Origin of the sequence: Spirosoma liriopis (assembly GCF_023196085.1) — a bacterium.
In the GTDB taxonomy this organism is placed as follows: domain Bacteria; phylum Bacteroidota; class Bacteroidia; order Cytophagales; family Spirosomataceae; genus Spirosoma; species Spirosoma oryzicola.
The window spans coordinates 992,031-1,016,910 of the sequence record NZ_JALPRF010000003.1 but is presented as its reverse complement, the minus strand read 5'-3'; the positions used below and the strand labels follow the sequence as shown (position 1 = coordinate 1,016,910).

Sequence of the window (24,880 nt, the reverse complement as noted above, 5' to 3'; positions counted from 1 at the left end):
TCTATCTTAGTTTGTACTGATCAGCAGAATCCCTATTATTTATGCGCTCTATTTTCTACTTCCTCTTACTGGTTAGCTGTGTCCATACGGTTCAGGCACAGAACGCCCGGACCATCGAAGAAGCTTCCCATTTTATAAAGCTCGGTAATACGTTACGCATGGTTGACCGGTCGCAGCAGGCGATTGATCTGCTGTTGAGAGCCTTACCCACTGTTCAATCAAAAGACAACTATCTGGAAGCCATCGCTTACGAGAATTTGGGCTATGCGTACAGCGATCAGGAAAACACGCAGGCGTCACTACGCTACTTTCAGAAGGCCTACTATTTGTATAAACAGTTGAAATTTGGGGCCAGCGAGGCCGCTATGCAGCAACTCATTGGAGAAATATCAGGCCGGGACATGTATGCCGGAATCGATGTCGGAGCCTCCGGGGTGAAACTGGCGATTTTTCGAACGACGTACGAAAACGGCTTTTACAAAAAAGAAGTGAAGCTAAGGCCAAATGCGCCGAACGTAACGTTGGTGAGTGGGTCTGCGCAGGCGTTTCTGGCGGGTCAGAACGTAATGAAAGCGTACCTGGACTCCATCCGAATGTATAAAGTACCCGCCGATCACATCTACATTGCCTTTAGTAGCGGGATCAACGAAACGCTGGGCAAGACACCCGGTAAGAAAAGCAAGCTTCACGAACTTTTCTCGGATCTGATCAAGAACCAGATGCCCCAAAGTGACAGTTTGATAATTGATTCTACGCTGACAGCCGCTCGGGAAGCTGAGTTGTTTATGATTGGTTCAGTACCCCGCAAATTATGGGGATCGACCTCGTGCATGGATATCGGAAGTGGTAACACGAAAGGAGGATACTATGATGCGGATCGACGGTTTCACTCCATCAGTATGCCCTTCGGTACCAAAACATTGGCTAATCTGATTGATAATAACCGGTCGCTGCCAATCGAGGATTACAAAAAGGAAGCACAACGCGTGCTTAAAATGGTTGCTGATACGGCGTTGAATCTCGAATTCAACACGACCAGTCCAGGCTTACAGCAGCGTAAAACGGTGGCATTGGGCGGGGGGATTGCCTGGGCCATGACGGCTTATCTGCATCCCGAACGAGCAGGTACGACGGCAGTACCGCTGACAATCGGTGATGTTCAGCGGTTCGCTCAGTTGGCGATGACCAATTACCAGGGGTTGATCCACCCTGATCTAACAAATCTGACCGATCCTGTAGTACGCCAAAAGGCAGAAGCGGATGTAAACAATGCCCAAAATCAGTTCAACGAAAAGCAGATCATTGCCGGTGCCTTATTGCTGGAAACGGTTTTTCGGGCGTATGCGAACACATCCATTACCAAGCGATTCGTGTTTATCCGGGATTCGGACATCAGCTGGGTAACGGGTAAATTCGTCGAAATGCTCAATCAAAACTACGAGCGGGCTGTTGCCAGCGAAGCACGTCAATAGCGATTATCGCGCTGTCGAAATGGCCACACCGGACGCCCAGACGCCTTTCACCAGCAACGATTTATCCAACCGAATTAAATTAGCTACGTAGTTCGGCTGAATCCGGCCCAGCTGGCTGCCCATACCAATCAATTGGGCCGGAATTACCGACGCCATCCGCAGGGCGTTGACCAGGGGAATATCGGCCTGCTCGACGGCGACCCGCACGCAATCAATCAGCGTGATAGCCGAACCGGCGAGTTTGCCTTCGTTATTGACGTAGCGGCCTGGCCCGTTCGGATCGGGTTCAAAATGAACAACGAATTCACCCAGCGAAAAATCGGGACGGGGTGGATTGGCGAACAGAGCGTCGGAGATCAAAAACAGCCGCTCACCCAGCAACCGATACGCAATGCGGATCGCAGCAGGATCGCAGTGGTAACTGTCGGCAATGATGCTCGAATGCACGTGTTGATCGTCGAAAATAGCGCCAACAATACCCGGTTCACGACTTTCGAAGCCCCGCATCGCATTGTACAGGTGCGTTGCCAGCGGGAAGCCATCGGCAAAAGCGCCCATCGCTTGCTTGTACGTTGCGTTGCTGTGCCCTAGCGACAACAGCATATTTACATGCTTTAAGCGGTGAATCGTAGCCAGTTGTTCGGGCGTCAGTATTTCGGGAGCCAGCGTCAGAATCCGGATAACATCCGCATTAGTGCTGAATAAAGCCTCTAACTCGCCTTCGGCGGGAGTACGCACAAAAGCCGGGCTGTGGGCACCTCGCTTGATTGGATTGAAGTACGGCCCTTCGAGGTGAATGCCCGGCACGCCATACGGATTTTCGGCTCGAACGGTCTGCACAGCCGCCATCGCCTGTTGCATGACGTCCAGTGACGTCGAATGAATCGTGGGGAGTAAGGTCGTGGTGCCGTTACGAGCGTGTGATTCGTAAATGTGCCGAACGGTTTCGGGCGTTGGTATATCGTTCAAAAAGAGGTTTGAACCGCCGTATAACTGCAAGTCAATTAGTCCCGGAATCAGGTAATCGCCAGCCAGATCGACGACCGTTTCTCCGTCATCGTTGGCCTTGAGAACCGTATCGGAAACTTCCAGAATATGCCCATCCGCTATACGAACCGATGCGCCTGGTAGAAATGATTCGCCGGTAAAAACCGTAGCGTTCTGAAATGTAATTGCCTGCATGAACGCGAAAGTAAGTCACTAGCCCGGAATACCCGCCAGAATCTTACTATTGCGCTTATTTTTCTACTTTAATCAGCTCTACCGGACCTGCCAGCCAGTTTTTAGCCAGTTCGCCAAACGCTTTCATGTGCGGCATCTGATCATGAGCCATAAGCCCTGCCGTATCGGTCCAGAGTTCATGCATGATAAATTTGTCGGGATGCTCAGTGCTCTGGAATAGTTCGTAGAACAAGCAGGCCTCTTCCTCCCGAACTTTCGGAACAAGTTCCGATAAGCCGTTCCGTAATTCAGTTTCGAAACCCGGCTTCGCCGTAATAATCGCAAAAACGCTGAGTGCCATGTCTTGTTAATTTACTGAGTCTGAGAATTGATTAGCCGATTGACGAATGCAAAGCTAGTGTTGCGGCAGAATAAGTCAATACGTTATTGCTGCCAGATCGCCCAGGCTTTTTCGGCTTGCAGGACGAGCATCTGATAACCGTTCATAACCGCAGCCCCGCGTTCCAGTCCATGCTTCATAAACTGGGTTTCGGCCGGATTGTAAACCAGATCATATAGTAAATGCCGGTCTGTCAGCTTATCGTAGGGGAGGGCTGGTGCTTCGTTGGTATGCGGATACGTACCCACTGGCGAGCAGTTGATAATAAGCGCATAGTCACTGATCAGTTCGGGCAATTCGTCGTACGACGCGTTATCAGCGGTCTTCGTTCGCGATACTGATCTGTAGGAAATGCCTAAGTCGCTTAAAGCCACCAGCACCGCTTTTGACGCGCCACCTGTTCCTAGTACCAATGCCTGCAAACCGTTCGTGGAACGTCCTAGCGAAGCCAGCCAGTCAGTTACTGATTGTCGAAAGCCGTAATAATCTGAGTTGTAGCCTGTTTTCGTTCCGTCGGATTCGAGTTTAATGACGTTGACGGCACCCACCTTTTGCGCTGAAGAATCCAGCCGGTCGAGGTAGGGTAATACGGCTTGTTTGTGGGGAATGGTCACGTTTAGACCCCGCAAACCCGGCATCGTAAGCAGATCGGGTAGCGAGTCTCCAACGTCAGCCATCTCGAATAGGTCGTAGCGGCTGTTTTCGATACCTTCACGGAGAAATTTCTCCGTGAAGTACCGTTGTGAAAATGAATGGGTGAGCGGAAAGCCGATAAGACCGTAGCGAGTCATCTTTTAAACAGTAGGGCGGCTTGCTCGTTTTTTGAGCGCTCCAAAGATGATAGGCAGTATGGACAAGCCAATGATGCCAAATACGACAAGTTCAAAGTTTTTCTGAACGATCGGGAAATTGCCGAAGAAATAACCCAACAGCGAAATGCTCGTAACCCACAGGATGGCACCGAAGATGCAAAACCGAAGGTAGGTTCCGTAGTTCATGCTACCAGCTCCGGCAACAAACGGCGCAATTGTCCGAATGATGGGAATAAAGCGAGCCAGAATAACGGTGCGACCACCGTGTTTGGCGTAGAAATTCTCGGTTTCGGTAATGTACTCGCGTTTGAAGAAGAGAATACGCTCCCTGGATTTGATCCGACCTCCCAGAAACTTACCGACAAAGTAATTGACGTTATCGCCCATCAGAGCGGCTACGATCAGCAGCGGAATGATGACCCATACGCTTAGTTCGTTGGTCGGACGGGCGGCTAGGGCTCCGGCTGCAAACAACAGCGAATCGCCGGGGAGCAGTGGCATAACGATGAGCCCGGTTTCCGTAAATACAATCAGGAACAGGATGGCGTAGAGCAGGACACCGTAATCGTTTGCCCATGCGTCAAGGTAACGATCCAGATGAAGCAGGAAGTCAATGAGCGATTTGATAAGTTCCATAGAACGAGGGATTCCGTTTGCTGTTTTGCGACCTTCCGTTCAGAGACAGGTAGTTACTGTACGCAGTGAACGGAAGACGATAACTGAAAAATTATTTTTCTAGAAAATGCATAAAGGTATCACCCCGTAAGCCCAGGCGAATGGTCTCGAGCGGGATCACTTCGTGGGGCGCAATATTACCCAGATTAACGTTGGCACCAAGCAGTTTGACAAACCAGACCTGCTGCTCTTTCTGCGGAGCTTCCCAGAGAATGGATTCAAACGGTACCTGCGTCAAAATCTCTTCAACCAGTCCTTGCCGAACTTCGCCACTCGAGCGGAACAGGCCGACGTTGCCGCCTTCGCGGGCTTCACCGATTACCTTCCAAGCACCGGCTTGCAGTTCAGATTTCATCAATTGAATCCACTTGTAAGGTGGGATGATCTTGGCTTCGTCTTTCGAGCCAACTTCCGACAGAACCGTCACCTGCGTAGCCAACTGCCGAATGTATTCGCATTTCTGATCCTGAACCATGTCGATGGAACCGTCCGATACTTCGGCATATTCCATTTTGTACTTATCCAGAAGCTTGCGGTAGTCGTCAAACTGGTTACGAACGACGAAGGCTTCGAATAGTGTCCCTCCGAAGTAGACTGGTATGCCAGCCGACCGATACAGATCGAGCTTTTCCTGAAGTTTGGGGGTAACAAAAGAGGTTGCCCAGCCCAGTTTGATAATGTCTGCGTAGTCTGCGGAGGTGGACAGAAAGTCCTCGACTTCGCGCAGGCTTAGTCCCTTGTCCATTACCATTGTCAGCCCGCTTTGGCGCGGCTTAGGGGTACGTTCGGGAATCTGCGTAAGCGTATAATTCATTCCGAGTGATCAAATAGGCATGTTATAAAATCGCCCAAAAGTAGCACAAGTCCTGGTAACCTCCCAAGAAAGTACACAAATAATAGCGTCAATTGAGGTTGTGGCTTAGTTTCGTACTATTTTTGTTGGATATGGACAATTTAACAAACCCTCGTCTCGATTTCTTTCGTTCGCAGATTGGCAACGATATGCGTCATAGTATTTCGCCAATGGGCCGTTGGCTGAAAGGTACAATCCGGGCCGCTGAGTATGGCCGGTTGGTGGCCGACTACCTGATTCGGGAAGATCTTACCAATCCGGCAGGCACACTACATGGTGGAGCGGCAGCTGCTATTCTGGACGATCTGGTCGGGGCTGCCGTGTTTACCCTCGGTCGTGAGTATGCCTATACATCCGTCAACTTGAACATTGATTTTCTGCACGCAGCCCGGCTAGGCGATACCGTTACGGCAACGGGTCAGATCATTCGCGAAGGCAAAAACATTATTCACGGCGAAGGGCGAATTGTTGCGGCTGATGGCAAACTAATTGCGAAATGTGCTACTAATCTGATTCAGACGTCGTTAAAACTGCCCTTTTAGGTGCTGTACGCTTGAATCATGCAAAAAAGTAATCACGGATCACTTGCGACTGATACGGAAAAGCTGTAATTTCGCACCTCATTTCCAATTTCATACACAAACATGTACGCAATCGTAGAGATCGCAGGGCAGCAATTCAAGATCCAGAAGGGTCGTTCTATCTATACCCACCGGTTAGAAGGCGACGTGGACGCTGCACTTGCCTCCGACAAGGTGAAAGTTCTCCTTGTTGACAACGAAGGAAGCATCACCGTTGGTGCTCCAACCGTCGCTGGGGCGACAGTATCGGCCAAAATCGTCGAACACCTGAAAGGCGAGAAAGTTATCGTCTTCAAAAAGAAGCGTCGGAAAGGCTACAAAAAGAAAAATGGTCACCGTCAGTACCTGACCAAAGTATTGATCGAAGATATCACTCTGTAAAGTTGACAGTTATTTAGTTTACAGTTCATCCCTGTAAACCGAAAGCTCACAAACTGAAAACACTAAAAAAATGGCACACAAGAAAGGTGTAGGTAGTTCCAAAAACGGCCGTGACTCGATCAGCAAACGCCTGGGCGTGAAGTTGTTCGGTGGCCAGTCGGCTATCGCCGGCAATATCATCGTCCGTCAGCGCGGTACGAAACACCATCCCGGCAAAAACGTCGGTCTGGGTAAAGACTATACGCTGTTCGCGCTGGTTGATGGTACGGTAAAATTCCGTCCTGGCCGCAACAGCCGTTCATATGTTGACATCGTTCCTGCTGGTCCATCAGCAATCGAAACCGTCCCTGTAGCTGCGGCTCCTGCTGAAACGGTAGAAGGTTAGTCAACCTCCTCAATACAGAAAACCCGTCTGGCTATTCAACCAGACGGGTTTTTTTGTGGGCAAAAACTAAAAAATAGCCGTCGCTGTTACTACCCTACGAATCACCGGCTAAATGCCTTTATACTATACCGAAAACGCATCACTCATGAATCCTACGCTGAGTCGTCCCGTATCCATCTTTACCGAAGGAAGTCCTAACCCGAACTCGATGAAGTTCGTCGTCAATTTTGAACTCGTCCCTTCCGGATTGTCGTTCGATTACGCTTCCGCTGGCGATGCCCTTATTGATGGCAAAGCATCACCCTTGACTGTAGCGCTCTTTGGCTTCGATTTTGTGCGTCGGGTGTTTATTGCCGGTAACTTTATCACGATTACCAAGGATGACGAAACCGATTGGGACGAAGTAATTTTTGAAGTTAAGTTTTTCCTGAAAGAATATTTCGGTGCGCAGAAGCCCGTTTTTGCGCAGCGGACGATGGACACCAATACCACAAAACTTGAGGTAGATTCTGAGACTGTCCAAAAAATTAAGGCTGTGCTGGATCAATACATCAAACCTGCCGTTGAATCGGACGGTGGTGCCATTAGTTTCTACTCGTTCGATGAGCCGAGCGGTACGGTTAAAGTGCTGTTGCAGGGATCATGCAGTGGTTGTCCTTCATCGACGCTCACGCTTAAAGCCGGAATTGAAAACTTACTGACACGCCTGGTACCTGAAGTAAAACTGGTTGAGGCAGAAGGTGTATAAGTAATCGTTTGTATTTAGTAAGACCGTCAATTGGTAACTGGTAGTCAATACTATCGCTACTATTGACGGTCTTTTCCTTTACCACTAGATCAAAATAAATGCCCCAGGAATAAACTGACGTGGCGAATAGACGTTTACTTTGCAGCACGCTCTGCCATTCAAACCGTGACTAGATGAAGTATTCGTTTGTATTACCAGTATTTTTGCTGGCTGCTACGGCCAGTTTCTCCCAAAATCTTTTAGGTATATCAACCAGCCGCTACGGTGGCACCAACCGGTTATATATTAATCCGGCTCTAGCCGCTGATTCGCCTTCCAAGTTTTACCTGAATGGGGTAACGGGTGTTGCTCATGTAAACAACAATTACGTTCGATATCAGGCACCCTTCTCCATGTTGCGCTTAATCAGCGGAACAGTACCGGCTCAGTATAAAAATTCGGATGGCTCACTGCGCTTCGATGCTTCCTACACAAAGGAAATCCTAGACGGAGCGCCTAAAAACGGAACAATCCTGGGTGAAATTCGGGGTCCTGCCTTTCTGATAAAGACCAGCGAGCGGGCCGCTTTTGCGGTGACAACACGCTTTCGGGCGGTAGGGCAGGTGATAGGGGCACCCGAAGAATTGCTTTCTGCCTTTCGATCTAGCCTGGTCGATAATGCCTTGTATAGCATCCCTAATAGAGACAACAAATTCAGTGCGAACACCAATACCTTCGCGGAGTTAGGCTTTACGTATGCCGGAACCATTTGGGAAGGCGACGGACAGAAACTGCAACTCGGCGCAACCGCCAAACTGCTGCTCGGCTACAACGCGCAGCATTTGATCAATCGGGGTATGGATTACCAAATCATCCCCGACCCAAACAACCCGAACAGTGCGCTGCTGGAGGTTAATCGGTTTGATGCTACATTGGCGTACACCAGCTTTTTGCAGGGCCGCAGCCTGAATCCCCGTACTCTGTTCAGCAATGCAGCGCCGGGTAAAGGGTTTGGTCTTGATCTTGGGCTAACGTATCGCAGTCAGTATGACGCCGATAGTCCGGCTTTACAACTGGGCCTGGCCCTAACCGACATTGGGGGATTGTCTTATACGGGACAGGAGTATAAGTACTCCGACATCGGGCAAAACCCGGTTTTGTTTCGGAGCAGCGATTTCAACAATTTGAACGGTGTTGAAGACATCGCGCGCGTCATTCAAACAAAATTCAACACGGGCCGTAATCCTGATAGAACGAGTTTTCGTTCCGGGCTGCCCACATCGCTTAATCTGACGGCTGATTATCAGCTTCCAGACGGCTTTGGTATCAACGTAACGTACTTGCAGGACGTTCGATCACAGCAGGCGCTTGCTACGCACCAGCCATCGCTAGTTGCTGTAACTCCCCGTTACGATGCGCGCTGGCTGAGCTTGTCCGTGCCCGTATCCTATCTGAACCGTGGCCTGTCGGTAGGAGCATCCGTTCGGGTTGGACCAGGCTGGTTGGGAACCGACAACTTTTTGGGTTTGCTGGGAAGCAGCGGTAACGGTATTCGACCACGGGGCCTGGATATTTACGCCGGTTTTGCCTTCGGTATTGGTCGGGCCGATGAGGAATAGCCAGTAGACTCATTAACAGCGCATTCGTAAAATCGGTTGTTTCAAAGTCCAGGAAACGCCTGTAATACCTGAATTCTACAAAACAGGTTACTATTCTTTTTCGATCAGAAATGTTTAATTTTGGTTAAATCCAGTCCGGACGCCGGAATAATTGGGTGAATCAAGACCGGGTCTGCTATGACCGAACGTACAACTTTTTTTGACACACCGCTTCTTTACCTCAAAGGGCTCGGTCCGCAACGGACAGAACTCCTCAATAAAGAATTGAATTTATTTACCTTCGGGGACCTGATTCAGTATTACCCGTTTCGGTACGACGACCGAACGCGTTATTACACGATCAGCGAACTGATGGACTCGATGTCATCTGCGCAGATACGCGGACGGCTTCGCGACTGGTATCTGGAAGGCGAAGGCCCGAAGAAGCGACTGGTTGGTACCTTTACCGACGGTACCGGTTCGATGACGCTCGTCTGGTTTCAGGGAATTACGTACATCGAAAAAACTCTTCGACGTGACGGTGAATACATTGCATACGGTAAACCGCAATCGTTTAACGGACAGTTTAGCATCGTCCATCCCGAACTAGAAAACGCGAATACGGCTGCTGAGCATGAATTAGGCTTTTTTCCCGTCTATAACCTCACCGATAAACTCCGTAAGCGGCACCTCGACAGCAAGGCGATTGGCAAAGCGATGCGGATACTGCTCGAACAGGCATGGCCCCATATTCACGAGACGCTTCCCGACGCCCTAATCCAGCAGTACCGGCTTGTAGGAAAGCGTGAGGCCATGTGGAACATTCACTTACCTCAGAATCAGGGTTGGCTGAAACAGGCGCAACGACGGTTAAAGTTCGAAGAACTGTTCTATAATCAACTTCGGCTGATCAAAAATAAGCTGATTCAGAAAGAAGAATTTCCCGGACAGATCTTTCGCGACACGTCGCTGATGAAGCACTTTTATAACGAGTTGCTACCTTTCGAACTGACGGGGGCACAGCAGCGCGTTATCAAAGAAATTTATACGGATTTTCTGACGGGAAAGCAGATGAACCGGTTGTTGCAGGGTGACGTGGGGAGCGGAAAAACCATCGTAGCCTTTATTGCCTGTCTACTGGCGATTGGCAACGGTGCCCAAGCCTGCCTGATGGCTCCCACCGAAATCCTGGCCGATCAGCACTACAACGGACTTAAACCCTTCGCCGATGCGATGGGACTAAACATCGGCATTCTGACTGGCTCGACCAACAAGAAACGCCGGGTTGTGTTGCACGAGGAGTTGCAGGCCGGGAAAATGCACATCCTCGTCGGGACGCACGCCTTACTCGAAGATGCAGTACAGTACAAAAATCTCGGCTTGTGTATCATCGATGAACAGCACCGCTTTGGGGTAGCGCAACGGGCTAAACTCTGGCGTAAGAACGAAACCGTACCTCCGCACATCCTGGTTATGACGGCTACACCTATTCCGAGGACGCTGGCAATGACGCTGTACGGTAACCTCGATGTTTCGATCATTGACGAATTGCCAAAAGGGCGAAAACCCATCAAAACCGTCCACAAATTCGATAAACACCGTTCCGAAGTGTTTGGCTTTATGCGGCAGCAGATCGAACTGGGGCGGCAGGTATACGTCGTATATCCGCTGATCGAAGAGTCAGAAAAGCTCGACTACAAAGATTTGATGGATGGCTACGAGAGTATGCAGCGCGCCTTCCCGCGTCCGAAGTACGAGATTGGTATCCTTCACGGTAAAATGCTGGCTTACGAAAAAGACGACGAGATGCAGCGGTTTATCAAGCATGAAACGCAGATTCTGGTCGCCACTACGGTGATTGAAGTAGGGGTCAACGTACCCAATGCCAGCGTTATGGTCATTGAGAGTGCCGAACGCTTTGGACTGTCGCAGTTGCACCAGCTGCGCGGGCGCGTTGGGCGAGGAGCCGAACAGTCGTATTGTATTATGATGACGGGCTATAAACTTAGCAGCGACACCCGCACCCGACTCGAAACAATGGTTCGTACGAATAACGGTTTTGAAATTGCTGACGTAGACCTGCAATTGCGTGGACCCGGCGATCTGACGGGGACCCAGCAGAGTGGGGTCATGGATCTGATGATTGCGGACTTGGCAAAAGATGGAGCGGTGTTAACAGCTGCCCGCGAATCGGCACAGGCTATTTTACAGGAAGATCCCGAACTCGTATTGCCCCAGCATGCGCCGATCCGGAATCACCTCGATGGCTTAAAACAAACGGAAAACAATTGGGGCCGAATCAGCTAGCTAATGCTGATGTGTCCTGAAGCTTTTAATCGGCACGGTTTTCCTGGCTCAATTAAATCGTTTTCAGTGCGTGAAGCATTCAAAATCACACACTGAAAACGATAAAAAGCAACTTATAGTGACGTCAGGAAGGCCATTGTATCAATGCCATCGGCGTAGTCGCTCAAGCTCGGACGTTGTGTCTGCCCAAATGCTACCGTCGGCAAATCCGTATGGCCAGCGAGCCAGTTTTGCGCTGAGGCAATTACCTGGATGCGATCTGCCCGTTCCTGAAACCACGTCATTGCGTCCGCCTGCGTGCGATACGTCTGGTAGTAAACAACGGAAATGGGCGAAACGAGCCCCTCGTTTTCGGTCAGCAACAGATAGCCGTTGTCAAGATGAGGAACCGCATTGATCAGATAAATGGACTTGTTGTAGTCGTAGTTGTTCTGGTATTTGTGGTTGTTCAGAAACGTTCGCGCGTTCGGCTCTAAAGTGCGCAGTAAGGGCGTAAAGTCATAGTCTTCGGGCACTACCAGGGTCGAAACATTGCGGCATCCCAGCCCGTAATAGTCAGAAATGTCGCTTCCGAGCTTCTCGAAGTCTCCTTCTGTCTCCGCACCCGTCAGTAAGGCTACGGAGGTCCGATTTCTGCGGATGATGCTCGGCTTTTTAGAAAAGTAGTAGTCAAAATAGCGAGCGGTATTGTTACTTCCCGTTGCGATATACGCGTCCGCTGCATTAAGCCGCTCAACTTCATCGATATAATCCGAAAAAACAGGGTTAATGTCTTTTATTTTTTGTATTAAATAATGAATTAATACAAAATCTTGGGCACTTAACTTAGCGAGAAGCCGATGGCCACTGATTAGCACGCAGAGCAAGTCATGGAAGCCAACCGCCGGAATGTTACCCGCCATGACAACACCAATGGAACGGGGCGAGGTGTTGGGTTCGCTTGGATAGCGATTAACCCACGCGTTTAGTTTATCGGCTGATAAAAACTCATCCGCTATGGCTTTCAGCGCATTTATTGTGTTCGCAGGAGTAAACCAGTTATTCTTGTGGTAAGCCCGCTGAGCGATTTCCTCTAACTCGGGCTGGGCTTCGGCAGCGCGTAGATGATCGCCTAAAGCCACGAACGTTTGCAGGCGTTCTGATTGAAGCATGAAGTAAATAAACAAATGGAATACACCATCAACTAAAGTAATGAATTTTTAGTTTTCCCATAACCTTTAAATAGTTATATTTGTTGTTCAATTCAGGAAGATAAAAGTTCATCGCCAATAAATCTGTACTGCTCATGGCAATCATGATCACTGACGAGTGCATCAATTGTGGTGCCTGCGAACCCGAATGCCCCAATACAGCCATCTACGAAGGTGGTGTTGAATGGACTTGGGGCGGAGGAACCGAACTAACCGAAGTCGATTTCGGCGATGGAACGGTTGTAAGCGGCAAAGCGCCACAGGCTCCCGTCTCTAATGAGTTTTATTATATAGTAAGTGACAAATGCACCGAGTGTGTCGGCTTTCATGAAGAGCCACAGTGTGCAGCCGTTTGTCCGGTAGATTGCTGCGTCCCCGACCCAGAGGTCGTTGAAGATGAAGAAACGCTGCTTTCCAAGAAAGCCTGGTTACACGCAGAAGCCTAACTAGTAGCAATTCTGCAAGCGAAAAGCCCGACTGGTTATCCAGTCGGGCTTTTATGTTTCTAGGCCGTATCCTAACTGAATCAATCTTGATGATTCCTTAGAAAATAATATTTGGTCTACAATGACTATAGCAGAATATGTTATAAAGAGACAAAAAGTAGTAAAATGGAGTATTTTGCTTCTAAAAATTATAATAATTTGAACAAAATAACAGAAAAACTAAAAAATTGCCTCTTTGTTTGCTAAAATCTCTTGTATTGAACGAATTATATGATAAAATTTGCTCCCAGTTAAACTACAACAGATCCACTACGCTACCAAAGAAAAAGCATGAAAAAAATACTTTTACTTATTAGTTCTTTGTTTGTTAGTTGGGGCACATACGCTCAGGATTCAACGTCCACTACGCCGGGGAAATTCACGTTCTCGGGGTACATGGATACGTACTATTTTGGAAACTTCAATAATCCTAAAAGCCAGTCAAACCTGGGTCTAACTAAAACAGGGGCTGGTAATGCGCGCGCCTTCGACCAAAAAGCGGGTCAGTTCGGAATTGGCTTGGTTCAGGCTAAAGCGACATACACAGCTGATAAAGTAGATGCGGTTATCGACCTGGCATTTGGACCATTCGCCGATCTTGGTAACTATGGTAATAATGTTGGGTTGCTCGGTACTGCCGGATCAACCGCACTGGCGATCAAACAAGCGTACATTGTTTTTAAAGCGTCCAGCAAATTATCGTTTACCGCTGGTCAGTTCGGTACGCATATCGGTTATGAGGTGATCGACGCACCCGTCAACTACAACTATTCGCTTTCGAACCTTTTCAACAACGGTCCTTTCTATCACATCGGGTTAAAGGGACAGTATACCTTCAGTGACCGGGCGTACTTGATGCTGGGCGTTGTCAACAACGTCGATAACCTGTTCGACAACAACAAGAAGAAGGGGTTGATTGGACAGTTCTTTTTCTCGCCGGTTGTAGGCTGGAATGTCTATTTGAATGCTATTACGTCGAATGAAGCATCGCAAAACACGGACGCTGTAAACGCAGACAACGCAAGCTACTCGCTGTTCGATCTGACGACTACCTACCAGGTTACCCCTAAGTTCTATCTGGGCTTGAATGCTGCTACTGGATCGCAGAAAGGTGACTATCAGGGCGTTGGTGGCCCTGCTACGTCGAAGAGCTGGGGTGGAGTAGCCGTGTATTCGAACTACTCTTTTACCGACAAGTTTGGCCTGGGTGTTCGCTACGAGACATTTGATAACAAAAACGGCGCCCGCGCATTAACGGACGCTGCTGGTGATGGTGCTAGTGTCAACTCAATCACGTTGACGGGTAATATCAACGCAGCAGACGGCCACATCCTGTTCAAGCCCGAACTACGGATTGACGCCTACAATGCGGATAAATTCGAGAAAAACGACGGATCGCTTACGAAATCACAGACGACGCTGGGGATGGCTGCCATCTTTAAGTTCTAACGGTAACTCTGTTTTCTTAACCCAAACGAATACGATAATCTTAGTACAACAAAAACCCCTCAATTGTCATGCAAAAGCCCAATTACGTACCTCTAATTCTCCTGGGAGCTTTCGCCATACTCGGTGTGCTTCCCGGCTTTAACAGTGTTCCGACCCAGATCGTAACGGAAGGCATCAACTCTGGCGATACAGCCTGGATGCTTGTTGCTACGGCGCTTGTTTTGTTGATGACACCCGGCCTGGCGTACTTCTACGGTGGGATGGTCAACAACAAAAACGTAATCTCGACGATGCTACAAAGCTTTATCGCGATGGGTGTTATCAGCATATTATGGGTGGTTGTTGGCTTTAGCCTAGCCTTCGGTTCATCGATTGGCGGTATTGTCGGCAATCCAATGGATCACTTCATGTTCAAAGGCGTACTCGACGGCAAGCCCTGGTCGTTAGCGGCAAGTATCCCACTGGTCGTCTTTGCTTTCTTTCAACTGAAATTCGCGGTAATTACGCCCGCTCTGGTAACAGGTTCGATGGCTGAGCGCGTCAATTTCCGGTCGTACGTATTGTTTATGATCCTGTTCAGCCTGTTCGTATATGCTCCCTTGGCACACATGACCTGGCATCCAGAAGGTATCCTGTTCAAAATGGGCGTTCTTGATTTTGCCGGTGGTACGGTTGTCCACATGTCGGCAGGCTGGGCTGCTCTGGCCGGTGCCTTGTACCTGAAGCGTCGTAAGTCGCACCTCGAAGCCAGCTATTTCCCACCAGCCAACATTCCATTTGTGTTGTTAGGTACGGGGCTGCTGTGGTTTGGCTGGTTCGGTTTCAACGCCGGTTCGGCAGTAGGCGCTACGCCACTCGCTGCTTCGGCTTTCGCTACGACGAACACGGCTGCGGCTGCGGCTGGTCTGGCCTGGGTTCTGTTCGATGCTGCTAAAGGCAAGAAAGTATCGGCGCTTGGTTTCTGCATCGGTGCGGTTGTCGGTTTGGTTGCGATTACGCCAGCGGCTGGTTTTGTTACGGTTCCTACGTCGATCTTTATCGGTACGGTTGCTTCTATTATCTCGAACTATGTGGCTCACCTGCGCTCGAAATCAACGCTCGATGATACCCTCGACGTATTCCCTTGCCACGGTGTTGGTGGTATGGTTGGTTTAGTAATGACGGGTATCTTCGCTAGCAAAGGGGTAAACTCAGCCGTAGTGGACGAAGGGTTGGCATTCGGTCAAACGACCTTGTTCACAAACCACATGATTGCACTGGTTGGCGTTTCGATATTTGCCTTCGCTATGTCGTATCTGATCTTGAAAATCACGGATCTGATTCTGCCACTGCGTGTGTCTGAAGAAGATGAGAAGTCAGGTCTGGACGTTAGTCAGCATGACGAATTCCTGATCGAAGCATAAGAAACAACGACAAATCCACAGGCACTCTGTCTGGCCGTTACGACCGGCAGCTTTACTGTGGTTTTGTTGTACTCATGGAGCCGTTCCCGCTTGGGGGCGGTTTCCTGCTTTTATGGGGGTAAGGAACAAGGCTACATCAAGCTCCAGAAGATGCGCTTTGCCAAATGATTGGTAGCTTGCAGGCCCTTGATTATAAACAGATGACTGATACCTTATCCATTCGGGCAATCACACCCGAGCAAACCTACCCGCTTCGTCACAGCGTGTTGTGGCCTGACAAACCCCTCGATTACGTAAAAGTAGACAACGATTCGGAAGGCTATCACGTTGGCGCATTTCTTCACGACGATTTAGTTGCTGTAATTTCCTTGTTTGTGGACGGTCAGACCGCGCGTTTCCGAAAGTTTGCCGCGTCTCCCGCTCATCAGCGCCGGGGCATTGGTACTCAATTGCTGAACCACACGATTGCCGAAGCCCGTCGGCTGGGAGCTACGACACTCTGGTGTGATGCCCGGCTCGATGCGGCTGATTTTTACCGGCGTTTTGGCATGAAGGCCGTTAGTGATGTGTTCTACAAAGGTCCGATTCCGTACGCCCGTTTTGAAATGGTTTTATAATCAGTTAGTTTACCTGAACTAACCCTAAAAACCATGAAAACAACATACTTCTTCCTCCTGATCGCTGGATTAACCCTGTCGCTGTGCGGTTCTTCGTACGCCCAATCAACGGCTGCGGTTGCCGATTCAATCCGCTTGAGTGAATATACCGGGACGTACACATTTACGAGCGGAAGTCCAATTGAAAAATTTACCGTTACGGCTCAAAAAGGGGACTTAATGGGCGAAGCGAATGAATTTGGGAAAAACCGGCTCGTAAAACAGGCAAAAGAAGATACCTATCAATCGACGAGTTCGTACGGTTCAGTTATCACATTTATTCGCGACGTGGCGACAAAAGCCGTGACAGGGTTGACGCTAGCCGCTCAAGGTACCGAGCTAACGGCCAAGAAAGAGAATCCGTAACTAAACGATTTCATTATGAGTTTAACGAGCATACTCTTACGATAAGTCTTAGAAAAGGCTTTGGAAAAACGAGAGGCTAAAACTCAACAATGAAAACACTTATTGTGACGACGGTTGCCATGACTGCTTTGTTTGCAGCCTGCAACTCAAAAAAAGAAAGCAATACAGCCGCTACCGACGTAGCCACTGCCGACACGACGATCACTCTGCCTGCTCCGTACGCGACAAAATCGACGCAGCATTTTAGTAATGTTATTGGCTGGCCGCAGGGGAAAACACCACAGGCACCAGCGGGTTTTGCCGTAACAGAATACGTTAGTGGTTTAGCGAGCCCTCGCTGGATTTACGTAGCACCGAACGGTGATATTTTCGTCGCTGAAGCCAATACGGAGCGTAAAGGAGTCAAACAGGCAATCAAAAACATTGCGGTAGGGCAAAGTAATTCGGAACGCTCGGCACCGAGTGCCAACCGGATTACGCTCCTGCGCGATACGAATAAAGATGGAAAGCCCGAAGTAAAGGAAACATTTTTAGGCGGGCTGAATCAACCCTTTGGGATGCTGGTGCTGGGCGATCATTTTTATGTCGCTAATACCGACGGTATCTGGCAGTACCCGTATAAGGCTGGGCAGTCAAAAATGAGCAGTCCAGGTAAAAAGATCCTAAACTTGCCCGCCGGTGGCTATAACAATCACTGGACACGCAATCTGCTGGCCAGCCCCGATGGCAAAAAGATCTATGTCTCTGTTGGATCGGGAAGTAACGTGGGCGAACATGGTATGGACAACGAAGTTCGGCGGGCCAATATTCTGGAGATCAATCCAGACGGGTCGGGTGAACGAATTTTTGCCAGCGGCTTGCGTAACCCGGTGGGTATGGACTGGCAACCCGAAAACAAGACCCTGTACACGGCTGTTAACGAACGCGACGAGTTGGGTGATGAATTGGTCCCGGACTATCTAACGAGCGTCAAAGAAGGGGCTTTCTACGGCTGGCCTTATTCCTATTATGGTCAAAACGAAGATCCGCGTCGGAAAGGTGAGCGCCCCGATCTGGTGAAAAAAACGGTTGTTCCCGATGTACCACTGGGTTCGCATACCGCTTCGCTTGGCTTAGCTTTTTACGATGAAACCGCGTTTCCGGAAAAGTACCGCAATGGTGCATTTGTTGGGCAACACGGTTCCTGGAACCGGTCGACGTTTTCGGGGTATAAAGTGGTATTTGTGCCGTTTGCGAATGGTAAGCCGGGCAAACCAGAAGATTTCTTAACCGGATTTATCACAGCAGGTAATGACAAAGATGTTTATGGCCGTCCAGTAGGAGTCACGGTAGCACCAGACGGAGCCTTACTAGTTGCTGACGATGCCGCCGGACGGATATGGCGCGTAGTCGCATCCAAGTAAAAAAACTGGTCTAAAAAAAGAAACGCAACGTAAGCGCTTACGTTGCGTTTCTTTTTTTACTGACTTAGTCGAGTCGCTCTGGCCTTCTCACGGCTTAAAACTGATAAAATACCCTGGCCCGTAACCCAATGGTCGTTGCCTGCTGACAACCTGGATCGGGTTGCAGTGGTGTCGTAATAAGCGGCCCAGCCTGCGCAGCCCAATGTTTTGCCTGCCACTCAACGCTTGCTCCAAATGTCACGTTATTCAGCAAATCCATCGGACGAATGCTTTTTCCGTCAATTTTTTCGTAACCCATCTTGAACGGCAATTGATGGTAGAAGCTAATAAACTGTTGATTCTGTAGCGTTAGGTCCGTACCGATGGTGGGTAAAATCGTGAGAGACTGGGATACAGGAATCCGGTAGCTTAGATTGATGGGAAGCTGAATTCGTTTGGTATACAGTTGAATGCCGAAAATCTCAAACCGGGGGTCAAAACCACGGCCATATTGCTTCCGAAAATCCTGCGGATTACTCTTGTCGAAATCAAGAATGCTCGGAAAGAAACTTGTTCCAAATTTAGCCTGACTCAGCCCTATTCCCAGGCTCCAGTGCTTGAATGCTATTACTTCAGCGTAAGCCCCTATGCTCTGCGCCTGCGTATTCAGGTCCGTTCCAAGCCCCGCTCTAAGCTGAAACGGAATTGGCCGAACACGTTGAACGACAGGAGCTGATGACGCTTGGCCGCTTACTACTGTTGTTCTAGCCGGGCGCATACGTCTTGCCCGTTGTGCCAGCACAGCGTCCCAATGAATGGTATTCAGCTGCAGCGGTAGGGCCGACATCGGTTCGAAAGCGATTGCCGATTGAGCCGCGTCGGCTGATCCAGTGGCGGGAGGGGCGTTGGATGTTGCCGATTGGGTTGGTACGTTTCCGTTATCTGCTACAGGGACATTCCCCGTGTTAGCGACCGAGCCGTTGCTGCGCGTTGTTGCTCCCGACGATTCGGTCAAGGCGACTTGCTGGCTAGCAGCATCCGATGGGGAAGTTTTGTCCGGGCTCTCTGAAATTCGCTCCTGACGCTTAGCCGGAGAAGTTGCGTTGGAAAGCACCTTTTCCCGTTTCTCGCGGTACATACCCGCACCAGTAGGCTGTATCGCGCCTGTCGTTGCCTCGTCAAAATGAGTCGAACCTTGTCGTGGCTTGTCATTTTGAGACAAACTACCAGACTGCGTCGTCAGGTCTGACGCGTTTGTTCTGGCTATTGGCTCGTTTGACGATTGCCGTCTTTGCTGATTGGCTAGTTGAACGTTATCCGTAGCGCGAAGCCGTGTTGGGGAAGCAGGTACGGTTATATACCGATCAATGTATACGGTATCTCGCTTCACAGTTGCCTCACTCGGTAACGTTGTACCAGCGGGGTGTTGATTTTGCAGGGCAAGCTGCTCCGATTGAGCACCGGTCGATCCTGACGCCAGGCTAGGCTGATCCTGGTCAGGGGCGTTATTGGTTGGTGTGTTAACTTTCTGGTTTACTTGCTGAAGTGTTTGATGTAGATGTTTTAATTCATAGTGTTGCCAGATAGTGGTCGATAAGAAAATAGCAGTACCAACCAGGCCAGCAGCGGCCAGCTTAGCCGTATATCCCGCAAAAGGATGAGCGGAAGGAGTGGGTGCGCCGGGCGAAGGGCTTGCCTGGTTTAAGGACGCCTGCATCCGTTTCCAGTCTCGCTCTGAAAATTCAGGTCGAATGCTATCCAGCTTTCGTCGGATACTATCGGCAAATCGATCAGTTTTCATGATAGGGTAATGGGGCCTTTGGGCCGGTCTTAGCGTGGAATGGATAAGCTTGCCGAATCATTTGCTGTAGTTTCTGGCGCGCACGCGCATAGTTGGAGCGTACTGTAGCTTCATTGTGCGATAGAATGCCCGCAATTTCGTGAAGGCTATATCCGTCAACGACATGCATCATGAACACCGTTCGGTAAGTTGGCGTCAGCTGTTGCACCAAAGCCAGAATCTCGTCGGCGGCTATCTGGTCAACGATGTCATCGTCAAAAGGTACGTCTTCGCCTGATTCCAGATTAGAATGTTGTTCTAGTTGGTGATTCCGCCGGTAATGACTAATGGCTGTGTTGACCAATATGGTGCGCAGCCAGGCCTTGAAGGGTTGTTTTTCGTCGAAGCGATCCAGATGTTGAAAGACTTTCAGGAATCCTTCATTTAAAACATCTTCCGCTTCCTCGCGGCTCGATGTATAGCGAAGACATATACTCTTGGCATACCCGAAAAACTGCTTGAAAAGCGTTCGCTGCGCCCGCGGATCATTGGCACGGCAGGCCTGAATGACGCTGATAAGGTCATGTTCGGCAAACGAGGATGATTTCTTGAAAAACAACGTTTGTTCCGATTAGAGTGAGTAGGCGCATATACGTATTAATACGCAGTGGGGTAGTAATTCGTTGCACGGGTTAGCCAAAATAATATCTAAAAATTTAGCTGGTAACTGCCACACTCATCAATTCAGGGGCGTATGGATAGAAAAAGGCACACGGGTGTCACATCGTACGATGAAGATACTGATCATTGGTGACCGGCATGTTGGAGGATACGGCCTTTCTGCCGGACAAATTAGTTTTGTTGGCCATTTTATTCGGCAAATAAGCCAGACTGGCCGAGCGGTTTCGGTAGAAGCGTACGCCCAGTCAACATTGGCTGCGGTTCAGATGACTATGAGTCAGCTACCGCTGGAACACTATGATCTGATCATGGTGCAGGCGGGTCAGGGCTGTGTGGACCATCCGGCTGGCCTGGAATCGGTATTCGTCCGCGATACGAGTCGTGTGCCTGACGTTTCCGGAGATCTGGTACTGCCTGACTGGCTCTTGCCAACCATTGAAAAAAAGCCAGTGGGGCTGATCAAACGAACCGCCGAGGCCGGGCAGTTCCTGTTGATGCAAGGTATGGCTACACTCGGAGTGCTTCCCCGGTTGTTTACGGTTCGGCACGAGTTGACCGATTTACTTACGTTGCTGAAACCGTATCGCCATAAAGTAATACTGCTTAGTCCGTTCCCGCATCCGCAGCCCGTCTATCGGTGGTTACGGCAGCAGGGACGGGCTTTATTTATGCGGTCGGACGTACGGCAATCGTTCAGCGTTTTTGACTCGGACGCCGTAATTCAGCCCCGCGAAGAATACTTTCTGACCGGTACGACAAACACTGGCTACCTGAATGCGGTTGGACATGAACTGGTCGGTCGTGCTTTGTTTGATTTTTACCTGGCTGCGCCAACCATTGTCGCTATTCATACGATTCGGCGGAGTTAAAACGGACATTAATTAACCTATGAGAAGTAAAAACCCCGGCAGATTTTATCCGCCGGGGTTTTTTGTGCGTGATGCATTTTTTAAAGTTGCACTTCCATCTCTTCGGGCTTTGTCGTGTCTCCCGTTGGTCGACCATCCGGTTGTGGTAATGGACGTTGGTGCGTTTTCTCTTCTGAAACGTCTTTCCGACGAGTCATATACGTATAAATTACTGGTACGACGTAGAGCGTAAGCACGAGTGAGAACATCAGACCGCCCACAATCACAATACCCAGTGGAATACGGCTCTTCGATGCCGACCCAAGCGCTAATGCGAGCGGTAATGCGCCAAACGCAGCCACGAGCGTTGTCATCAGGATAGGTCGTAACCGCATAGCCGCGGATTCGGTGGCGGCTTCAAACTTATTCTTGCCCGTTAATCGTTGCTCGTTCGCAAATTCGACAATCAGAATACCGTTTTTAGTGACCAGACCCACGAGCATGATGATACCGATCTGACTAAAGATGTTCAGCGTCTGATTGAACATCCAAAGCGAGAAGACAGCCCCGGCCAGCGCCAGCGGTACGGTAATCATAATAATCAGTGGATCGACAAACGAATCGAACTGGGCGGCTAATACCAGATAAACCAACACCAGCGCTAAACCAAAGGCGAACAAGGTATTCGATGAACTTTCGGCGTAGTCGCGCGAAGGGCCGGAGAGCGCCGTCTGGAACGTTTGGTCAAGCGTACGATCGGCAATGGCATTCATAGCCGCTACCCCATCACCAATGGTTTTGCCGGGAGCTAAGCTAGCCGATACGGTGGCCGACTTAAAGCGATTGTAGTGGTACACCTGGGGTGGGCTGCTCACCTCCTGAAATTTCACCAGGTTGTCCAACTGAATTAGCTGACCCTGATTGGAGCGAACGTAAAACGAAGCCAGATCGACGGGTTCGTCGCGGTCGGCCCGGTCAACCTGCCCAATCACCTGATACTGCTTTCCGTTCATCAGGAAGTACGCCAGACGACGGTTACTCAGGGCCAGCTGCAACGTCTGCGCCACATCCTGTACCGAAACACCGAGGTTGGTTGCCTTTTCGCGGTCAATGCTGATGTTTAGCTCCGGCTTGTTGAATTTCAGGTCAACGTCGTTGTTCTGAAACGTTGGATCTTTGGCGACTTCGTCCAGGAAGACTGGTAGTTTCTCCCGTAGCTTTTCAAAGTTCAGGTTCTGGATAACGAACTGAACGGGCAAACCGCCACCCCGACCGACTTGGATCGTCTGGTCCTGCGTAGCAAACATACGCGCTTCGCTGAACTTCTTCAAGTTCTTGGTCAGGTAATCGACAATCTCCTGCTGCGAACGTTTGCGTTCGGAAGGCTCAACCATGTTGATCATCACGAACGACGAGTTTACCGCGCCTGCTCCCGAAAAACCAGGTGCTACGACGCTGAATGCCAACCGTGTTTCGGGGATGGAGTCGAGGACAAGCTGCATCACGCGGTCGGTAGTTGCAGCCTGCGACTCATAGCTTGTGCCTTCCGGCGACGTAATCGCAATACGGGTACGGCCACGGTCTTCGAGCGGAGCTAATTCGGATTTAAGCAGCGAACCAATGCCAAAAATAATTACGGCGCACGCACCAATCATGACGAAAGCCCAACCCCGTTTGCGCATGAAACCATTGAGCGAATCGCGGTACGACTGGTCAAGCCATTGGAAAAAAGGCTCCGTTTTCTTGTAGAACCAGGAGTCTTTACCGTGGTTTTTGCTCGTCAGTTTTACGCTTAGTACCGGGGTGAGCGTCAACGAAACAAAGGCCGAAATCAAGACGGCACCCGCGACGACGATACCAAATTCGCGGAACAAGCGACCAACGAAGCCCTCCAGGAAGATAATTGGCAGGAATACGATCGCCAACGTAATCGATGTGGCTAATACCGCAAAGAAAATCTCGTTAGAACCTTCACGGGCGGCTTCCTTGGTATCCATGCCATCTTCAATTTTCTTGAAGATATTTTCCGTGACCACGATCCCGTCATCGACCACCAGACCCGTTGCCAGTACGATACCGAGCAGCGTTAGTACGTTAATGCTAAAGTCCGCAACGTACATGATAAAAAACGCTCCGATCAGCGATACAGGAATATCAATCAGCGGGCGGAAGGCGATGAGCCAGTCACGGAAAAAGAAGTAGATAACCAATACGACGAGCACAAACGAGATGATCAGCGTTTCGCCTACTTCCTCAATCGCCCGGCGGATGAATGTACTCCGGTCGATACCCACATTAACAAGAATATCGCTGGGGAGGTCTTTCTTCAGTTGATCGAAGCGTTTGTAAAACTCATCGGCGATGCTCACGTAATTGGCGCCAGGCTGCGGAATGAGCACCAGAATAACACCGACTGCCCCGTTCTGCTTCGATAGCGTTTCCTCATTTTCAGCGCCTAACACTGCACTACCAACATCCTTGAAGCGAACGATCTGGTTAGCCGTCTGCCGAAGGATCAGGTTGTTGAAGTCTTCTTCTGTTGTCAGGCGACCAACGGCTTTTACCGTCAGCTCTGTATTGTTTCCGTAGACCTTACCACTGGGTAGTTCGACGTTCTGAGCCGTCAGTGCACTCTGAATGTCCTGTGCGGTCAGCCGATAAGCCGATAACTTGATTGGATCGATCCAAAGCCGCATAGCCTGGCGCTTAAGACCGTAAATATTGGCCTGACTTACGCCCGGAATCGTCTGCAAACGCTCCTGAAGTACGTTCTCGGCGTAATCCGATAATTGGGTCGGGTTACGGGTCGTACTTTGAACGGTCATGAAAATAATCGGGTCCGAGTTGGCGTCGGCTTTGGTTACTACCGGAGGGGCATCAATATCCTGCGGGAGCTGGCGCTGCGCCTGCGATACCTTGTCACGAACGTCATTGGCCGCCTGTTCGAGGTTGGCGTCCAGATTGAATTCAACGGTAATCGTACTGGCTCCCAGCGCACTGTTGGACGAGATGGTCCGGATACCCTCGATACTGTTGAGCGATTTCTCGATGGGCTCGGTTATCTGCGACTCGACAATATCAGGGTTCGCACCGGTATAATTGGTCCGTACGGTGATCACCGGCGGGTCAATCGCCGGATACTCGCGTACACCAAGGAAGGTGAAGCCGATAATACCGAACAGGACAATGACAATGGACATAACCATAGCAAAGACCGGTCGGTTCAGGCTTAATTCGGGCAGACTCATTGCTGGTTGAGTTTATATTTTAGGGTTTGGCATTTACCGG

General features: G+C 49.8%; 23 protein-coding genes. 14 read left to right on the top strand and 9 right to left on the bottom strand.

The features are described from left to right. Positions 1 to 41: 41 nt before the first annotated feature. Positions 42 to 1,472 carry a tetratricopeptide repeat protein gene (locus M0L20_RS21210; RefSeq protein ID WP_248478921.1) on the top strand — a complete coding sequence of 477 codons (1,431 nt, stop codon included), beginning with the start codon at positions 42 to 44 and terminating at the stop codon, positions 1,470 to 1,472. Positions 1,473 to 1,475: 3 nt separating this feature from the next. On the opposite strand, the gene nagA is transcribed toward M0L20_RS21210, so the two are convergent. From nagA to M0L20_RS21185, 5 genes are all read right to left on the bottom strand, one after another. Further along, positions 1,476 to 2,654 (bottom strand): N-acetylglucosamine-6-phosphate deacetylase, encoded by a 1,179-nt coding sequence (gene nagA / locus M0L20_RS21205; RefSeq protein WP_248478920.1) that lies wholly within the window; start codon positions 2,652 to 2,654, stop codon positions 1,476 to 1,478. A gap of 55 nt (positions 2,655 to 2,709) precedes the next feature. Further along, positions 2,710 to 2,994: a putative quinol monooxygenase gene (locus tag M0L20_RS21200; protein ID WP_232558597.1), complete on the bottom strand. Its 285-nt coding sequence runs from the start codon at positions 2,992 to 2,994 to the stop codon at positions 2,710 to 2,712. An 83-nt stretch (positions 2,995 to 3,077) separates the two neighbouring features. Beyond that, positions 3,078 to 3,824 carry a shikimate dehydrogenase family protein gene (locus tag M0L20_RS21195; protein ID WP_248478919.1) on the bottom strand — a complete coding sequence of 249 codons (747 nt, stop codon included), beginning with the start codon at positions 3,822 to 3,824 and terminating at the stop codon, positions 3,078 to 3,080. A gap of 3 nt (positions 3,825 to 3,827) precedes the next feature. Then, entirely contained in the window at positions 3,828 to 4,481 is a 654-nt protein-coding gene (locus M0L20_RS21190) for a DedA family protein (RefSeq protein WP_232558595.1), read from the bottom strand. Positions 4,482 to 4,572: 91 nt separating this feature from the next. Beyond that, entirely contained in the window at positions 4,573 to 5,334 is a 762-nt protein-coding gene (locus M0L20_RS21185) for a phosphosulfolactate synthase (RefSeq protein ID WP_232558594.1), read from the bottom strand. Between the two features lie 131 nt (positions 5,335 to 5,465). Between M0L20_RS21185 and M0L20_RS21180 the strand changes: the two genes are divergently transcribed. The 6 genes from M0L20_RS21180 (at position 5,466) to recG (ending at position 11,352) form a co-directional block, all read left to right on the top strand. Next, positions 5,466 to 5,915 carry a PaaI family thioesterase gene (locus M0L20_RS21180; protein ID WP_232558593.1) on the top strand — a complete coding sequence of 150 codons (450 nt, stop codon included), beginning with the start codon at positions 5,466 to 5,468 and terminating at the stop codon, positions 5,913 to 5,915. A 102-nt stretch (positions 5,916 to 6,017) separates the two neighbouring features. Beyond that, positions 6,018 to 6,335 carry a 50S ribosomal protein L21 gene (gene rplU, locus M0L20_RS21175; RefSeq protein WP_232558592.1) on the top strand — a complete coding sequence of 106 codons (318 nt, stop codon included), beginning with the start codon at positions 6,018 to 6,020 and terminating at the stop codon, positions 6,333 to 6,335. A 70-nt stretch (positions 6,336 to 6,405) separates the two neighbouring features. Next, entirely contained in the window at positions 6,406 to 6,720 is a 315-nt protein-coding gene (gene rpmA, locus M0L20_RS21170; RefSeq protein WP_232558591.1) for a 50S ribosomal protein L27, read from the top strand. Between the two features lie 145 nt (positions 6,721 to 6,865). Continuing rightward, on the top strand, positions 6,866 to 7,468 hold the full coding sequence (locus tag M0L20_RS21165; RefSeq protein ID WP_248478918.1) for a NifU family protein: 603 nt from the start codon (positions 6,866 to 6,868) through the stop codon (positions 7,466 to 7,468). 173 nt (positions 7,469 to 7,641) lie between these two features. Next, entirely contained in the window at positions 7,642 to 9,066 is a 1,425-nt protein-coding gene (locus M0L20_RS21160; RefSeq protein WP_232558589.1) for a DUF5723 family protein, read from the top strand. Between the two features lie 177 nt (positions 9,067 to 9,243). Continuing rightward, entirely contained in the window at positions 9,244 to 11,352 is a 2,109-nt protein-coding gene (gene recG, locus M0L20_RS21155) for an ATP-dependent DNA helicase RecG (RefSeq protein ID WP_232558588.1), read from the top strand. A gap of 113 nt (positions 11,353 to 11,465) precedes the next feature. Here recG and M0L20_RS21150 read toward each other — a convergent pair whose 3' ends face one another. Then, positions 11,466 to 12,503: an aldehyde dehydrogenase family protein gene (locus tag M0L20_RS21150; RefSeq protein WP_248478917.1), complete on the bottom strand. Its 1,038-nt coding sequence runs from the start codon at positions 12,501 to 12,503 to the stop codon at positions 11,466 to 11,468. A gap of 134 nt (positions 12,504 to 12,637) precedes the next feature. Between M0L20_RS21150 and M0L20_RS21145 the strand changes: the two genes are divergently transcribed. The 6 genes from M0L20_RS21145 to M0L20_RS21120 all read left to right on the top strand — a co-directional run bounded on the left by M0L20_RS21145 (position 12,638) and on the right by M0L20_RS21120 (position 18,304). Continuing rightward, on the top strand, positions 12,638 to 12,988 hold the full coding sequence (locus tag M0L20_RS21145) for a 4Fe-4S dicluster domain-containing protein (protein ID WP_232558586.1): 351 nt from the start codon (positions 12,638 to 12,640) through the stop codon (positions 12,986 to 12,988). A 330-nt stretch (positions 12,989 to 13,318) separates the two neighbouring features. Beyond that, the gene (locus M0L20_RS21140; RefSeq protein ID WP_248478916.1) at positions 13,319 to 14,476 is read left to right on the top strand and encodes a porin; all 1,158 of its coding nucleotides are present in this window, start codon (positions 13,319 to 13,321) and stop codon (positions 14,474 to 14,476) included. Positions 14,477 to 14,544: 68 nt separating this feature from the next. Then, entirely contained in the window at positions 14,545 to 15,879 is a 1,335-nt protein-coding gene (locus tag M0L20_RS21135) for an ammonium transporter (protein ID WP_232558584.1), read from the top strand. 200 nt (positions 15,880 to 16,079) lie between these two features. Beyond that, positions 16,080 to 16,496, top strand: a complete 417-nt coding sequence (locus M0L20_RS21130; RefSeq protein ID WP_248478915.1) for a GNAT family N-acetyltransferase — start codon at positions 16,080 to 16,082, stop codon at positions 16,494 to 16,496. Positions 16,497 to 16,529: 33 nt separating this feature from the next. Further along, positions 16,530 to 16,901 (top strand): DUF3471 domain-containing protein, encoded by a 372-nt coding sequence (locus M0L20_RS21125; protein WP_232558582.1) that lies wholly within the window; start codon positions 16,530 to 16,532, stop codon positions 16,899 to 16,901. A gap of 89 nt (positions 16,902 to 16,990) precedes the next feature. After that, entirely contained in the window at positions 16,991 to 18,304 is a 1,314-nt protein-coding gene (locus M0L20_RS21120) for a PQQ-dependent sugar dehydrogenase (protein WP_232558581.1), read from the top strand. Positions 18,305 to 18,398: 94 nt separating this feature from the next. On the opposite strand, the gene M0L20_RS21115 is transcribed toward M0L20_RS21120, so the two are convergent. Together M0L20_RS21115 and M0L20_RS21110 are read right to left on the bottom strand one after the other, a co-directional pair. Next, on the bottom strand, positions 18,399 to 20,084 hold the full coding sequence (locus M0L20_RS21115) for a hypothetical protein (RefSeq protein ID WP_248478914.1): 1,686 nt from the start codon (positions 20,082 to 20,084) through the stop codon (positions 18,399 to 18,401). Beyond that, positions 20,074 to 20,682, bottom strand: a complete 609-nt coding sequence (locus M0L20_RS21110; RefSeq protein WP_248478912.1) for an RNA polymerase sigma factor — start codon at positions 20,680 to 20,682, stop codon at positions 20,074 to 20,076. Before M0L20_RS21110 ends, M0L20_RS21115 begins: the two co-directional genes overlap by 11 nt. Before the next feature lie 172 nt (positions 20,683 to 20,854). Here M0L20_RS21110 and M0L20_RS21105 point away from each other — a divergent pair, with 172 nt between their 5' ends. Further along, positions 20,855 to 21,613 carry an SGNH/GDSL hydrolase family protein gene (locus tag M0L20_RS21105; RefSeq protein WP_248478911.1) on the top strand — a complete coding sequence of 253 codons (759 nt, stop codon included), beginning with the start codon at positions 20,855 to 20,857 and terminating at the stop codon, positions 21,611 to 21,613. An 80-nt stretch (positions 21,614 to 21,693) separates the two neighbouring features. Here the strand turns inward: M0L20_RS21105 and M0L20_RS21100 are convergent, their stop codons facing one another. Then, positions 21,694 to 24,840, bottom strand: a complete 3,147-nt coding sequence (locus tag M0L20_RS21100; protein ID WP_248478910.1) for an efflux RND transporter permease subunit — start codon at positions 24,838 to 24,840, stop codon at positions 21,694 to 21,696. Positions 24,841 to 24,880 lie beyond the last annotated feature (40 nt).

What these genes read in the sequence shown, in the direction of transcription:
- nagA (WP_248478920.1), bottom strand. Translation starts at nt 2,654, where the DNA reads ATGCAGGCAATTACATTTCAGAACGCTACGGTTTTTACCGGCGAATCA.
- M0L20_RS21140 (WP_248478916.1), top strand. Translation starts at nt 13,319, where the DNA reads ATGAAAAAAATACTTTTACTTATTAGTTCTTTGTTTGTTAGTTGGGGC.
- M0L20_RS21135 (WP_232558584.1), top strand. Translation starts at nt 14,545, where the DNA reads ATGCAAAAGCCCAATTACGTACCTCTAATTCTCCTGGGAGCTTTCGCC.
- M0L20_RS21180 (WP_232558593.1), top strand. Translation starts at nt 5,466, where the DNA reads ATGGACAATTTAACAAACCCTCGTCTCGATTTCTTTCGTTCGCAGATT.
- M0L20_RS21165 (WP_248478918.1), top strand. Translation starts at nt 6,866, where the DNA reads ATGAATCCTACGCTGAGTCGTCCCGTATCCATCTTTACCGAAGGAAGT.
- M0L20_RS21190 (WP_232558595.1), bottom strand. Translation starts at nt 4,481, where the DNA reads ATGGAACTTATCAAATCGCTCATTGACTTCCTGCTTCATCTGGATCGT.
- rplU (WP_232558592.1), top strand. Translation starts at nt 6,018, where the DNA reads ATGTACGCAATCGTAGAGATCGCAGGGCAGCAATTCAAGATCCAGAAG.
- recG (WP_232558588.1), top strand. Translation starts at nt 9,244, where the DNA reads ATGACCGAACGTACAACTTTTTTTGACACACCGCTTCTTTACCTCAAA.
- M0L20_RS21115 (WP_248478914.1), bottom strand. Translation starts at nt 20,084, where the DNA reads ATGAAAACTGATCGATTTGCCGATAGTATCCGACGAAAGCTGGATAGC.
- rpmA (WP_232558591.1), top strand. Translation starts at nt 6,406, where the DNA reads ATGGCACACAAGAAAGGTGTAGGTAGTTCCAAAAACGGCCGTGACTCG.
- M0L20_RS21160 (WP_232558589.1), top strand. Translation starts at nt 7,642, where the DNA reads ATGAAGTATTCGTTTGTATTACCAGTATTTTTGCTGGCTGCTACGGCC.
- M0L20_RS21125 (WP_232558582.1), top strand. Translation starts at nt 16,530, where the DNA reads ATGAAAACAACATACTTCTTCCTCCTGATCGCTGGATTAACCCTGTCG.
- M0L20_RS21195 (WP_248478919.1), bottom strand. Translation starts at nt 3,824, where the DNA reads ATGACTCGCTACGGTCTTATCGGCTTTCCGCTCACCCATTCATTTTCA.
- M0L20_RS21130 (WP_248478915.1), top strand. Translation starts at nt 16,080, where the DNA reads ATGACTGATACCTTATCCATTCGGGCAATCACACCCGAGCAAACCTAC.
- M0L20_RS21105 (WP_248478911.1), top strand. Translation starts at nt 20,855, where the DNA reads ATGAAGATACTGATCATTGGTGACCGGCATGTTGGAGGATACGGCCTT.
- M0L20_RS21100 (WP_248478910.1), bottom strand. Translation starts at nt 24,840, where the DNA reads ATGAGTCTGCCCGAATTAAGCCTGAACCGACCGGTCTTTGCTATGGTT.
- M0L20_RS21145 (WP_232558586.1), top strand. Translation starts at nt 12,638, where the DNA reads ATGGCAATCATGATCACTGACGAGTGCATCAATTGTGGTGCCTGCGAA.
- M0L20_RS21200 (WP_232558597.1), bottom strand. Translation starts at nt 2,994, where the DNA reads ATGGCACTCAGCGTTTTTGCGATTATTACGGCGAAGCCGGGTTTCGAA.
- M0L20_RS21150 (WP_248478917.1), bottom strand. Translation starts at nt 12,503, where the DNA reads ATGCTTCAATCAGAACGCCTGCAAACGTTCGTGGCTTTAGGCGATCAT.
- M0L20_RS21120 (WP_232558581.1), top strand. Translation starts at nt 16,991, where the DNA reads ATGAAAACACTTATTGTGACGACGGTTGCCATGACTGCTTTGTTTGCA.
- M0L20_RS21185 (WP_232558594.1), bottom strand. Translation starts at nt 5,334, where the DNA reads ATGAATTATACGCTTACGCAGATTCCCGAACGTACCCCTAAGCCGCGC.
- M0L20_RS21210 (WP_248478921.1), top strand. Translation starts at nt 42, where the DNA reads ATGCGCTCTATTTTCTACTTCCTCTTACTGGTTAGCTGTGTCCATACG.